At 67.2% G+C, this 13,789-nt stretch carries 9 protein-coding genes; 4 read left to right on the top strand and 5 right to left on the bottom strand.

What is annotated here, in order from left to right; translation table 11 throughout:
* Positions 1–16 precede the first annotated feature (16 nt).
* Complete coding sequence (locus tag AC5RWG_RS11205; protein WP_494166922.1) at positions 17–5,872, top strand: Ig-like domain-containing protein; 5,856 nt, start codon at positions 17–19, stop codon at positions 5,870–5,872.
* A 289-nt stretch (positions 5,873–6,161) separates the two neighbouring features.
* Here AC5RWG_RS11205 and AC5RWG_RS11200 read toward each other — a convergent pair whose 3' ends face one another.
* The 3 genes from AC5RWG_RS11200 to AC5RWG_RS11190 form a co-directional block, all read right to left on the bottom strand.
* Positions 6,162–6,968 carry a carbon-nitrogen hydrolase family protein gene (locus AC5RWG_RS11200; protein WP_494013302.1) on the bottom strand — a complete coding sequence of 269 codons (807 nt, stop codon included), beginning with the start codon at positions 6,966–6,968 and terminating at the stop codon, positions 6,162–6,164.
* A 220-nt stretch (positions 6,969–7,188) separates the two neighbouring features.
* Positions 7,189–8,586 (bottom strand): pyridoxal phosphate-dependent decarboxylase family protein, encoded by a 1,398-nt coding sequence (locus tag AC5RWG_RS11195; protein WP_494075897.1) that lies wholly within the window; start codon positions 8,584–8,586, stop codon positions 7,189–7,191.
* Positions 8,587–8,878: 292 nt separating this feature from the next.
* On the bottom strand, positions 8,879–10,168 hold the full coding sequence (locus AC5RWG_RS11190) for an adenylosuccinate synthase (RefSeq protein WP_493977214.1): 1,290 nt from the start codon (positions 10,166–10,168) through the stop codon (positions 8,879–8,881).
* A gap of 626 nt (positions 10,169–10,794) precedes the next feature.
* Here AC5RWG_RS11190 and AC5RWG_RS11185 point away from each other — a divergent pair.
* Positions 10,795–11,658, top strand: a complete 864-nt coding sequence (locus tag AC5RWG_RS11185) for a DUF72 domain-containing protein (RefSeq protein ID WP_494166921.1) — start codon at positions 10,795–10,797, stop codon at positions 11,656–11,658.
* Between the two features lie 87 nt (positions 11,659–11,745).
* Here the strand turns inward: AC5RWG_RS11185 and AC5RWG_RS11180 are convergent, their stop codons facing one another.
* Entirely contained in the window at positions 11,746–12,366 is a 621-nt protein-coding gene (locus AC5RWG_RS11180; RefSeq protein WP_494002022.1) for a thymidine kinase, read from the bottom strand.
* Between the two features lie 204 nt (positions 12,367–12,570).
* Positions 12,571–12,999 carry an SRPBCC family protein gene (locus tag AC5RWG_RS11175; RefSeq protein ID WP_494166920.1) on the bottom strand — a complete coding sequence of 143 codons (429 nt, stop codon included), beginning with the start codon at positions 12,997–12,999 and terminating at the stop codon, positions 12,571–12,573.
* Between the two features lie 106 nt (positions 13,000–13,105).
* Between AC5RWG_RS11175 and AC5RWG_RS11170 the strand changes: the two genes are divergently transcribed.
* Together AC5RWG_RS11170 and AC5RWG_RS11165 are read left to right on the top strand one after the other, a co-directional pair.
* Positions 13,106–13,399 carry an ArsR/SmtB family transcription factor gene (locus AC5RWG_RS11170; protein ID WP_494002020.1) on the top strand — a complete coding sequence of 98 codons (294 nt, stop codon included), beginning with the start codon at positions 13,106–13,108 and terminating at the stop codon, positions 13,397–13,399.
* Positions 13,396–13,788 (top strand): VOC family protein, encoded by a 393-nt coding sequence (locus tag AC5RWG_RS11165; RefSeq protein ID WP_494166919.1) that lies wholly within the window; start codon positions 13,396–13,398, stop codon positions 13,786–13,788. The genes AC5RWG_RS11170 and AC5RWG_RS11165 overlap by 4 nt, the downstream gene beginning before the upstream one ends.
* Position 13,789: the final 1 nt, after the last annotated feature.

The raw sequence follows: 13,789 nt of genomic DNA, 5'->3' as shown, positions 1-13,789 counted from the left end.
ACTAGGGGGAGTCACCGTGTTTACTGCACCAACCGATCCACAACCGAGGAGGGGCACCGAACGTGCCGACAAGGGGAGGCCATCCTTCCCCCGGAAAGTCACGGCCGGGCTCGCCGCTCTGGTGCTGGGCGCGGGCGTGTTGCCCTCCGCCCTCGCCCCCGCGGCGTTGGCAGCGCCGGTAGGCCAAGGCTTGACCCTCAATGCCGGGGACATGCGGTTCATCCTGAAGCAAATCAAGATCGCGGAAAACCACGCCACCAAGGAAGACGCCGAGGGCAGGCCCGTCCCGGGCCAGCCGCTCCTGGGCCCCGGCCCCAACCAAATAGCCAATCCGCTGCTGCCCTACGGGCTGCGCACGGTGGACGGGTCCGACAACAACCTGGTGCCCAACCAAGGGCACTTCGGCGCCGCCAGCCTGCCCTTCCCGCGGCTGGCAGAACCGGAATGGCGGACCACCGCCGGCGGGCAGTCGTACAAGTCGGTCAACGTTCCGATGATCCGGGACGCGGACCCGCGCTTCGTCAGCAACGTCATCGTGGACCAGACCTCCACCAATCCGGCCGCGATCGCCGCGGCCGGCAAGGCGCACCGGACGGTGAACGACGGCCCGACGGCGGTCCCCTGCGACGACGAGGGGCTGCCCCTGAACTGTGTTCCCGACGGCGAGACACTCGACATCCCGAATGTCACCACCGACTTCGGGCTCTCGCCGCCATACAACGGCTTCTTTGCCCTCTTCGGCCAGTTTTTCGACCACGGGATCGACTTCACCAAGAAGACCAGCAACGTCGTCATGATGCCGCTGGCCAAGGACGATCCGCTGTACGTCGAGGGATCGCCCACGAACTTCATGCTGCTCAACCGGGCGGAGAACCAGCCCGGACCCGACGGCAAGCTCGGCACCGACGACGACGTCCAGGACGCCACGAACACGGACTCTCCGTGGGTTGACCAGAGCCAGACCTACTCCTCGAATCCGTCCCATCACGTCTTCCTCCGGGAGTACGAGCTCAACGAGGACGGCGACCCGGTCTCGACCGGCGAACTGGCCGAAGGCGAACCCGGCGGCATGGCCACCTGGGCGGACATTAAGGCGCAGGCCGAGTCCATGCTCGGCCTGAAGCTCTCCGACGCCGACGTCGTGAACATCCCGATGCTGGCCACCGACCAGTACGGGCGCTTCCTGCGCGGCCCCAACGGGCTGCCGCAGTACATCACGCAGGACAAGCAGTTCGTGGAAGGGAACCTGGAGAACCCCGTCGCGCCGCCAGCGGATGTCCAGCGGATCGGCATCGCGTTCCTGGACGACATCTCCCACTTCGCGGCACCGTTCGACTCGCGGGGCGCGGCCCTGGCACCCGACGGGGACGGCGGCATCACGCCCACCAGCGGCCGGCAGGACCCGGGCACCTACGACGACGAAATGCTCGACGCGCACTTCGTTGGCGGCGACGGCCGCCTGAACGAGAACATCGGCCTCACCGCCGTCCACCAGGTCTTCCATTCGGAGCACAACCGGCTGGTCACCTACATGGAAGAACTGCTGACGTCCCTGAACCTGGACCTGAACGAGTGGAAGCTGCCCAACGGCGAATGGAACGGGGAGCGCCTCTTCCAGGCCGCACGGTTCGTGACGGAGATGGAGTACCAGCACATCGTCTTCGAGGACTTCGCTCGCAAGATCCAGCCGGGCATCAATCCGTTCAATGTCTTCACCCAGTCGGACACGGCGATCGACCCGGCGATCGAGGCGGAGTTTGCCCACGCGACCTACCGGTTCGGTCACTCCATGCTGACGGACACCGTGGATCGGAAGACCAACAGCGGAGCCGACATCGGTCTCCCGCTGCTGGACGCGTTCCTGAATCCACCGGCCTACTACGCCAACGGAGACAGCACGATGACGCCCGAGCAGGCGGCAGGCGCGATCGCGATGGGCATGACCGACCAGGTGGGCGCAGAGCTCGACGAGTTCGTCACCGACACGCTGCGCAACAGCGTGCTCGGGCTGCCCCTGGACCTGGCCGCGCTCAACATCGCCCGCGGCCGGGAGACCGGCGTCCCGTCGCTGAACAATTTCCGCAAGGACCTCTACGCGAAGACCAGCGAGTCGTCCCTGAAGCCCTACAGCAGCTGGGTGGACTTCGGGCAGGCGCTGAAGCATCCGGATTCGGTGGTCAACTTCATGGCCGCTTACGGCACGCATCCCAGCATCACCGGGGCGACGAGCATCGAGGCCAAGCGCGCGGCGGCGCAGAAACTCTTCGACATGAGCCCCGACCCGGCGGCCGAAACTCCGGCCGATGCCTACGATTTCGTCAACAGCAACGGGGAGTGGGAGAACGACGGCGCCGCCTCCAGGACCGGTTTGGACACGGTCGATCTGTGGGTGGGGGGCCTGGCCGAAGCCCAGAATCTCTTCGGCGGGCTGCTCGGCTCCACCTTCAATTACATCTTCGAACGCCAGATGACGGACCTGCAGGACGGGGACCGGCTCTACTACCTGTCCCGCACCTCGGGCCTGAACCTGCGGGCCCAGCTCGAAGGCAACTCCATGGCCGAGCTGGTGATGCGCAATACCGACGCTTCCGCGCTCAAGGCCGACGTCTTCGGCGTCGCCGACTGTGAGTTCGAGATGGGCAACATCACCGGCACCACGGGCAACAATGTGGCCGATGATCCCGCCTCGGCCTGCGACGAGTCAGCACTGCTGCTCCGCATGGCGGACGGCACCATCCGCTACCGCGTCTCCAACAGCGTGGACCGCCCGGGCCTCAACGCCCAGGCGACCTACAACGGCAAGGACGATGCCGGCGGCGCAGACGGGACGGACCGGATCTGGGCCGGCGTCGACAACGACACCGTCTGGGGCAACGGCGGCAGTGACATCATCGAAGGCAACGACGGCGCGGACACCCTCCTGGGCGGCGCCGGCAACGATCGGATCACCGACTCCCACGGGGACGACGTGATCAAGGGCGGGCCGGGCAACGACGCGATGGACGCCGGCCCCGGACTCGACGTGATCATGTCCGGCGACGGAGACGACTTCTCCAACGGCGGGCTCAACGGCAACCAGACCTTCGCCGGCGAGGGCAATGACCTCGTGATAGCCGGCGACGGACCGGACACGGTTTTCGGCGGCGGCGGCGATGACTGGCAAGAAGGCGGCAACGCGAACGACCTGCTCCAGGGCGACAGCGGTGCCCCGTTCTTCGACGACATCAACAACCCCGGCCACGACGTCCTCATCGGCGACAGCGGCGAGGACGACTACGATGCCGAGGGCGGTGACGACGTCATGGTCGCCGGTCCCGGGATCGAGCGCAATCACGGCGTCTACGGCTTCGACTGGGTGACCCACGCCCGGTCGGTCGAAGCAGCCGATTCCGATATGCGCATGATCGTCGTGGAGGGTCCGAACGCGCTCAAGGACCGGTTCCTGCTGGTCGAGGCCCTCTCCGGCTGGGACAAGGACGACGTCTTGCGCGGCGATGACGTGATTCCGGCCGAGCCCGACAACGAGGTGGCGGTCCCCGGCCTCAGCAATGTGCTGGACGCCGAGGGCATCAAGCGGATTACCGGCCTGGCCGAGCTGCTGCCCGCCGGTGCCACCGAGTTCGGCGCTGGCAACATCATCATCGGCGGCTCCGGGAGCGACCAGATCTGGGGCAACGGCGCGGATGACGTCATCGACGGCGACAAGTGGCTGAACGTGCGGCTCAGCGTACGCGACGCTCAGGGCGCTGAACTGCGGTCAGTCACCAGCCTGAAGACCATCCAGGCCGATATTATGGCCGGCCGGATCGACCCGGGCGACGTCGTCATCGTGCGGGAAATTCTCAACAGTGCGGCTTCGACCGACGTCGACACCGCCAACTTCTCCGGCGCGCTCGATGAATACGACATCACCACCGTCGACGGAGTCACGACCGTCGCGCACGTCCGCGGCGGCGGGGACGACGGCACCGACACCATCACCAATGTCGAGCGCCTCCGGTTTGCCGACCAGACCATCGAGCTGACGGATACCGAAGCCCCCACGGTGACGGACCGCGCTCCTGCTGACGGGGCAACCGGCGTGGCCGTCGGGGTCGACATCACGGCAACCTTCAGCGAGGACGTCCAGGGGATCTCCGGGACGACGGCCACGCTGACGGCCGCGGAAGCAACGGCACCGACCGCCGCCACCGTGACCTACGATCCGGTGACCCGAACGGCGACGCTCGACCCGGTGGCGGACCTGGCGATCGACACGGTCTACACCGTTGCGCTCACCAGCGGCATCCGGGACGCGGCGGGCAACCCACTCGCTGCCACCAGCTGGTCGTTCACCACTGCCGGACCGGCTCCATCGGTGACCGGGCGCAGCCCGGACGCGGACGCCACGAACGTGGCCACCAACAGCAACATCACCGCCACCTTCAGCGAACCGGTGACCGGAGTCGACGGCACCACCTTCCGGGTCACCAACGCGGCCGGCACGGCAGTGACCGCAACCGTCAGCTACGACGACGCGACCCGCACGGCTACCTTCGACCCCGCCAATCTGCTGGCCAACCGCACCTATACCGTGCAGCTGACCGGCGGCATCCGGGATCTGCAGGGCAATGCCCTGCCGGCCACTACGTGGAACTTCTCCACCGAGGCCGCACCGGTCATCACCGAACGGACCCCGGCGGCGAACGCCACCAACGTGGCCACCAACAGCAACATCACCGCCACGTTCAGCAAACCGGTCACCGGAGTCAACGGCACCACCTTCCGGGTCACCAACGCGGCCGGCACGGCAGTGACGGCAACCGTCAGCTACGACGACGCGACCCGGACGGCTACCCTCGACCCCGCCAACCTGCTGGCCAGCCGCACCTACACCGTGCAGCTGACCGGCGGCATCCGGGACCTCTCGGGTAACCCGATCACGGCCACCACCTGGAACTTCTCCACCGAGGCCGCACCGGTCATCACCGAACGGACCCCGGCGGTGAACGCCACCAACGTGGCCACCAACAGCAACATCACCGCCACGTTCAGCAAACCGGTCACCGGAGTCAACGGCACCACCTTCCGGGTCACCAACGCGGCCGGCACGGCAGTGACGGCAACCGTCAGCTACGACGACGCGACCCGGACGGCTACCCTCGACCCCGCCAACCTGCTGGTCAGCCGCACCTACACGGTGCAGCTGACCGGTGGCATCCGGGACCTCTCGGGTAACCCGATCACGGCCACCACCTGGAGCTTTACCACCGAAGCCGCACCGGCCATCGCCGGAAGGACCCCGGCGGTGAACGCCACCAACGTGGCCACCAATGGGAACCTGACGGTGACGTTCAGCGAACCGGTCCGGGGCGTCAGCGCCAGCACGGTGACGCTGAAGACCGCCGCAGGCGCGGTTGTACCGGCGACGGTCAGCTACAACTCTGCGAAGCGCACGGTCACCGTGACTCCCAAGGCGATTTTGCCGAGCAGCACCCGCTTCACGGTGAGCCTCAGCAACGGCATCACGGACGTCAACGGCAACCGCCTGGCGGCCTCCAGCTGGAGCTTCACGACGGAAAGCCGGCCCACGGTGTCCAAGCGGACGCCGGCAGCCGGAGCCACGTCGGTCAGCCGGAGCGGCAACGTGTACGTGAAGTTCAGCGAGACTGTCTCCGGAGTCAGCGGGTCCAGCTTCAAGCTGATCGACAGCAAGGGCAAGACCGTTTCGGCCAAGATCAGCTACAACTCGAGCACCAAGACGGCAACCCTGAACCCGTCGAGCAACCTGAAGGCCAATGCCAGCTACAAGGTTCAGCTGAGCAGCAGCATCAAGGATGCCTCGGGCAACCGGCTGTCGGCCACCAGCTGGTCCTTTCGGACCGGACGGTAAATAACCGCCTCAACCAATAGAGTCCAGGCTTCGGAGTAATCCGGGGCCTGGACTCTGTCCGGGCCCCGGAGCCCGAAGGCTCACCGGCGTCAACACATCCCGACCACCGGGATGACAGAAGCCGCGCCACAGCTTGTTGGGGGGTTAAGCTTTGGCGCGGCTTCCTCATCTACGTAATCGCGGCGGGATACGGAAAAGTTACGGGTTGGGGAAAACTTTCTCGAAAATATTTTTGACCGCCCCCGGCCGCCCCTTCGGCCGCCGCCCGGCCGCCGCCGGGCCCGCAGCATCAGTGCGCCGAGACGATCTCCACCGTGCTGGTGAGCCGCCGGTTTTTGAGCACCGGCAAAAACTCGCGCACCTCGTCGATCCGGCGCCTGGTCACGTCAACGGTGACCACGCCGCGGAGTTCGTCGTCCAGGAAGCCCTTCGGGATGCCCATCGGGTCCAGGATCGCCGAATGGCCCACGGTGTTGGTGCTCGACGTGCCGGCCGCGGCCACCCAGCAGGTGTTCTCGATGGCACGGGCGCGCAGCAGCGTTTCCCAGTGGTCGATCTTGTGGTCACCCTTGAACCAGGCGGCCGGAACGCACAGTACGTCGGCGCCCTCCGATGCCAGCGCGCGGGCGAGCTCGGGGAAGCGGAGGTCGTAGCAGGTGAGCACCCCGAAGTTCAGGTCGCCCAGCTGCACGATCTTCAGGCCGCCGTCGCCGGGCTTGATCCGCTTGGACTCCTGATACGAGAACGCGTCGTAGAGGTGAAGCTTGCGGTAAGTGTCGACAATCCGGCCGGTGGCGTCGACGATCACCAGCGTGTTGTACGGCCGTTCCTCGCCGCTGGATTCGTAGCCGCCGGCGATGATCGCGATGCCGACTTCGGCGGCGATGAAGGACAGCTGCTGCACGAACTTGGTCCAGTTGGCGTCCACGGCGGCGGCGAGGTCGCCCTCGACGTGGCGCACGGTGAACATCGATTCCTCGGGAAACACGACCAGCTCGGCGCCGTCGGCCTTGGCTTCTTCCGCGAGCGAGCGCACCGTCTGGAGGTTCTCGGTCACGTCCCCGCTGGGGTTAAGCTGTCCGACGCTGATCTTCATGATGCGCTCCCGTCTTGATGGCGGTGTATGTCCTTCCAGCCTACCTAAGACCAACTCGCCGGGCGCTTCCGCAGACTCAGCGGAATCACCGCACGACGACGGCGCACCGGCTCAGTGGGTACCGGAGCCACTCCTTTTGCGACTCGCGGAGTGCCCCGGCCATCCGGGCCTGCCCTGCAATGCCGGCGGCTTGCCGAGTTATCCGGCACTCCGGTCGGCGTCAGCGGCTACCGGCGCAGCGCAGGATCGCCTCGACGGAGCGGTCGGCGTCTTCTTCCGTGGTGGACCAGTTGCAGACGCTGATCCGCATGGCGGCCTTGCCGTGCCACGTGGTCCCCGAGAGCCAGAGTGTTCCGTCCTCCTGCACCCGGCGCACTACCTCGCGGGTGAAGTCGTCCGGGTCCGAGCCGTCCTCCGGCGTGAACCGGACCAGCACCTGGTTGAGCACCACCTCGTTGAGGATCTGCACGCCGTCCGCCTCAGCCAACCGCGCCGCCATCCGCGACGCCAGCGAACAGCAGTGCCCCACGAGGTCCGCCACCCCCTCGCGGCCGAGCGTCCGCAGCGCGGCGTAGGCCGGAAAGCCGCGGGCACGGCGGGAGAACTCCGGCACCCACGCAACCTCGTCCCGTTCGGCCCCGTACTCCAGGTAGGCGGCATGCGGCGGGGACATGGTGCGCTGGTGCACCTCGGCGTCGCGGACAATGGCCACGCCGGAGTCGTACGGGACGTTGAGCCACTTGTGCGCGTCGGTGGCCCACGAGTCGGCCAGGTCCACGCCGTCGAGCAGCTGCCGGTGCTCCGGGCTGGCGGCTGCCCACAGCCCGAACGCGCCGTCGATATGGATCCAGGCGCCGTCCCGGCGTCGTACACGGTCCACCGCCGGCCGGATGGGATCGAAGGACCCGGTGTTCACATTGCCGGCCTGCAGGTTGACGATCAGCGGCATGTCGGCGGGAATCCGGTCCAGCACGGCGTCGAGCGAGTCCAGCGTGATGCGGCCCTGCGCGTCGGTGGCCACCGAGTAGACCCTGCGGCGACCCAAGCCCAGGTACTGCAGCGCGGTCAGCACGGTGCTGTGGGCTTCTTCCCCTACGACGACGGCGATTTCCGGCGCGCCAAACAGGCCGTCGCCCACCACGTCCCAGCCCATCCGTTCCAGCACTGCCGTCCGTGCCGCAGCCAGGCAGGTGAAGTGGGCCATCTGGCAGCCGGTCACCAGGCCGAAGCCGGAATCCGCGGGCAGCCCGAACAGGTCCAGCAGCCAAGCGCCCACTGCCTCTTCCACCACGGAGGCGGCCGGGCCGGCCACATACAGCCCGGCGTTTTGGTCCCAGGTGGAGGTCAGCCAGTCGGCGGCGAGCGCTGCGGGCTGGGCGCCGCCGATCACGAAGCCGAAGTAACGCGGACCTGCCATTGCCACGGCGGCCCGCCCGCCGACGTCGGCCAGGTGCTCAATGACCGCCTGCGGATCTTCTCCCTGCCGCGGCAGTTTTCCCGCCAGCTCGCGGCGCAGGGCAGCCACGTCCAGCCCCGATTTCACCGGTCGTCCGGGCAGGGATTGCAGGTATTTTGCCGCCAGCTCGGCCGTGCGGTGGAGCAGTTCGTCGTCCGCCATGACGAGCATGATACGCCGCGGCCATGCCCTGCGACAGGCGGGGGCAGGAACACGCTTGCCGCGGGGACATCCCGCAGCAAGCAGGGCAGGTCCCGGCACTCACGAGTCGGCCGGGATGGCGTCGGCGATCCGCGGCCCGAGCGGGCGCAGAAAGGGGCGCGAACATCGCTGCCCGCGCCCCCGCCGTCGTCATCTATTGGTGCCCGTTGAGGCCTTAGCCCCGCGCCCCGCCGTCGTCATCCAGCGCTGACGGCCCGACGGCGAACCGGACGCACCGCCGTCGTTGGTCCTGCTATTCGCTGATCAGGTCCCGCACCACGATGGTCTGGTCGCGGTCCGGGCCAACGCCTATGGCGGAGAACCGGGTGCCGGAGAGTTTTTCGAGGGCCAGCACGTAGTTGCGGGCGTTCTCGGGCAGGTCTTCCAGGGTCCTGGCGCCGGTGATGTCCTCGGTCCAGCCCTCGAAGTACTCGAAGATCGGCTTGGCGTGGTGGAACTCGGTCTGGGTCATCGGCATTTCGTCGTGCCGGATGCCGTCCACGTCGTAGGCGACGCAGACCGGGATCTGTTCGATGCCAGTGAGGACGTCCAGCTTGGTCACGAAGTAGTCCGTGAAGCCGTTGACCCGGGCGGCGTGGCGGGCCAGCACGGCGTCGTACCAGCCGCAGCGCCGCGGCCGGCCGGTGTTCACGCCGAACTCCCCGCCCTTCTTCTGCAGGTACTCGCCCATGTCGTCGAACAGCTCGGTGGGGAACGGCCCGGCGCCCACGCGGGTGGTGTACGCCTTGATGATGCCCACGGCCCGGTTGATCCGGGTGGGGCCGATGCCCGAGCCTACGGACGCGCCGCCGGCGGTCGGGTTGGAGGAGGTCACGAACGGGTAGGTGCCGTGGTCCACGTCCAGGAAGGTGGCCTGGCCGCCCTCCATCAGCACGACCTTGCCCTCGTCCAGCGCCTTGTTCAGCACGTAGGTGGAGTCGATGACCATCGGGCGCAGCCGCTCGGCGAAGGAGAGGAAGTACTCGACGACCTCCTCAACGTGCACGTCCCGGCGGTTGTACACCTTGACCAGCAGTTCGTTCTTCTGCCGCAGCGAGCCTTCGACCTTCTGCCGCAGGATCGATTCGTCGAACACGTCCTGCACGCGGATGCCCAGCCGGGCCACCTTGTCCATGTAAGCGGGGCCGATGCCGCGGCCGGTGGTGCCGATCGCGCGCTTGCCCAGGAAGCGTTCGGTCACCTTGTCCATGGTCTGGTGGAACGGGGCCACCAGGTGGGCGTTGGCGGAGACGCGCAGCCGCGAGGTGTCCGCGCCGCGGGCCTCGAGCCCGTCGATCTCCTCGAAGAGGGCCTCCAGGTTGACCACGCAGCCGTTGCCGATGATCGGAGTGGCGTTGGGGGACAGGATGCCGGCCGGCAACAGCTTCAGCTCGTACTTCTCCCCGCCGACGACGACGGTGTGCCCGGCGTTGTTGCCGCCGTTGGGCTTAACCACGTAATCCACGCGGCCGCCGAGCAGGTCGGTAGCCTTGCCTTTTCCTTCGTCGCCCCACTGGGCTCCGACGATCACAATTGCTGGCATGGGATCCTCCCCCATTCGATGCGGCGGAAGCCCCGGACAGACTGCACATCAAGGAGCCGCTGCCGCGCATGAGAACGCCCCTCACTCCGGATGGAGTATTTGGGGCTCTTACCCGCCAAGTTTAGCCGATGGGCCTCAATCGACCGGAATCCGGGCGGTCGGATGCGGTTTTGGGGCCCAAACCGGTGGGCGGTGGCGGGCCCTGCGACTCCCGGGAGCGGAATGTCGCTCGACCGGTCGCGCTTGGGACGCGGCCGCAGCCCTCCAACTCCCGGGACCCCGACGTCGCTCGGCGGTCGAAACCGGGACGCGGCCGCTGCCCTCCAACTCCCCGGACCCGACATCGCCAGACCGGTCGCGCCCGGAACGCGGCCGCAGCCCCTCCAACTCCCGGGACCCCGACGTCGCTCGGCGTCGCGCCGGGCCCGAAACCGGGACGCCAGATTCGAGTGGTGAGAAGATGCAGCGAAACCGGGCGTTTGGCTGCATCTTCTCGCCACTCGATGAGGCCACGGCTCTCGTGCCCGGTTGCGGCAGCGCTTCAAGGATGCGCAACGCCCCACGGCACGAAGGCGGAGCGCGGCTTGCTCTGGCTTGCGCCGCCGGGGCCGGGTAGCGTGCGGGACATGGCCGCCTCTCAACCGATGGCACGGATCGGCATCTCCGGCTGGCGATACCCGCGCTGGCGCGGCACGTTCTACCCGAAGGGCCTGCCTCAGCGCCGCGAACTGGAGTATGCCTCCGGCCACCTGAATTCAGTCGAAATCAACGGCACATTCTATTCGCTGCAGCGCCCCTCCAGCTTCCGGCAGTGGCACGCCGAGACGCCTCCGGACTTCGTGTTCGCGGTCAAGGGCGGGCGGTACATCACCCACATGAAGGGCCTGAAGGACGTCCGGGACGCCTTGGCGAATTTCTACGCATCGGGAATCCTGGGCCTGGGCGAAAAGCTCGGACCGTTCCTGTGGCAGCTGCCCGAACGCGCCAACTACGACGCCGAAGTGATGGAAAAGTTCCTGGTCCAGCTGCCGCGCAGCACGCACGCGGCCGCCGCCTTGGCCGCCGGGCACACCGAACTGATGAAGGACAGGACTTGGATCCCCGACGACGGCGCCGACCGGCCGCTGCGCCACGCCCTCGAGATCCGCAGCACCACGTTCATCAACGAGGAGTTCTACGACCAGCTGCGCCGGCACAACACGGCCCTGGTGCTGGCCGACAGCGCCGGAAAGTGGCCGATGCTGGACGAGATCACGGCCGACTTCGCCTACGTCCGGCTGCACGGAAAGGACGAACTCTACGTCAGCGGCTACCGGGACGCAGACCTGGACCGGCTGGCCTCGATGGTCACCGGGTGGCTGGACGGGTCGGGCTGCCCCGACGGCGCGGGCCGGGATGCCTACGTGTACTTCGACAACGACGTCAAGGTCCACGCACCGTTCAACGCGATCGGGCTGGCCGAACGGCTGGGTATTCCAGCCGGCACGTGACCCGGGGCTGCGCCGACACGTGCCCGCTCACGGAGATCCTCCGCTGCCCGGGTCTGCACATGGACTGCGGCCGGCCGCCGTCAAACGCTAGAGCGCGCCGCCGGAGGCCTCGAGGTAGCAGGTGCCGCAGAGCGATTCATACCAGACGTCCTCGCCGTCAATGGCGACCTGCTCGCCGTCGAACACAATCTCCCCGCCCACGCGGCGAGTGTTGAAGACTGCCTTGCGCCCGCAGCGGCATATGGTCTTCAGCTCCTCGAGGGAGTGCGAGATTTCCAGGAGCCTCCGGGCCCCCGGGAAGGCCTGGGTGCGGAAGTCGGTGCGGATGCCGTAGGCCAGCACCGGCACGTTGTCCATCACCGCGATGCGGAACAGGTCGTCGATCTGTTCCGGTTCCAGGAATTGGGCCTCGTCCACCAGCAGGCACGCCACCGGCTGCATATCCACATGTTCCAGGAGGGCTTCGGGGTCCTCGCCCGCGGCCACCCGGCCGAAGTGTTGGCGCACGGATTCACCCGGACGGATCAGGAAGTCCACGTCCCGGGCCATGCCCAGCCGGGAGACGATCTTGCTGTCCCCCTTGGTGTCCATCTGCGGCTTGGCCAGCAGTACGCGCTGCCCGCGCTCCTCGTAGTTGAAGGCTACTTGGAGCAGTCCGGTGGATTTGCCGGAGTTCATCGCCCCGTAGCGGAAGTAGAGCTTGGCCAACGCAGTCCTTTCAAGCGGTCCCAGCAGTCGATTCTACTGAGCCGGAAGCCGGGTGGGCGGCAGCAAGGGCGGCGCGCGGCTCCCCCGCAGCGCTCCGGGGTGGATCGCGGTGCAGCTTCATCGCAGCGCACGACCGGGACCCCGCGGCTCCCGCCATAGACACGACCGGAGTCAACGTGGCTCCCGCGAAGGACACGACCGGGATCACGGCACAGCTTCCGCAAATCGCTTGAAGTCGGCCAGTTGGCCGGAGTCGGCCTCGGCGATCGCCCGCCGGATCTGTTCTGCCATGGCGGCTAACTCCTCGCTCACCACGACGTCGGCGGTCAGCGTCAGCCGGGTCGCCCCGGCCTCTCCGTCCAGTTCATAGCGGTAGTCGGCCCGCACGTCCCCCTGCGAGGAGGTGATGGTGATGCTGCGGCCGACGTCGAGCTCGGTCACCGTGCTGCTGCGGTTGTGCCCCTGGGAGCGGAAGCTGATGGATTGGCCGACTGCCAGCGGTCCCTCGGCGTGCATCTCGTTCACGCCGGGCATCCATGTAGGCGCCGCGGCCCAATCCGTCAACAGCGCCCAGGCCCGCGCCGGCGGCACAAAGACCTGCTCGGAGACCGTGAATGCCGTGGTCGCACCCATACCTGCATCATGCCTGCCCGGCTGCCGCGGCGAAAGACCACGCGGCCGAGCGCCAAGAAACCCCCCACCCTTGATTGGCAACCTATAGGTTGCCTATTATGGACGGGTGGACACGGTTTTCCAGGCCCTAAGTCATCCGACTCGGCGGATTCTGCTGGACGAACTGGCCGCGCACAACGGCCAGACGCTGTTCGAGCTGACCGTGCGCCTGATCAACAACCACCATCTCGCGATCACCCGTCAGGCTGTCACCAAGCACCTCGCGATCCTGCGAGAGGCCGGCTTGGTGACCGCCAGCAATCGTGGACGCACTACCGTCCACCACCTGAATACTGCCCCGCTCACACCTGCGAGGGAATGGCTAGCCCATCTCCCGCCGTCTTCTAAGGAATCACCATGATCATCACCACCACCAGCGTCTTTGTTGACGACCAGCAGAAAGCCCTGGAGTTCTACACCGAGAAGCTGGGGTTCCAGCTCAAGAACGATGTGCCCGTAGGCGAGGACCGTTGGCTGACTGTTGTCTCACCCTCGGCCCCGGACGGCGTGGAACTGCTCCTGGAACCGTCCGGCCATCCGGCGGTAAAGCCGTTCAAGGAAGCTCTGGTCGCCGACGGCATCCCCTTCAACAGCTTCGGGGTGGACGACGTGCAAGCCGAGTACGAGCGCCTGTCAGCGCTGGGAGTGCAGTTCGTTCAGGAGCCCGCCGACATGGGACCGGTCGTCACGGCCGTGTTCGACGACACCTGCGGCAACCTCATTCAAATCGCCAGCATGAAGGAGGCGTAGC

Source organism: Arthrobacter sp. Y3221160 (assembly GCF_059092585.1).
Note: the sequence above shows the minus strand (reverse complement) of the source record. Positions and strands in the feature narration are given on the sequence as shown.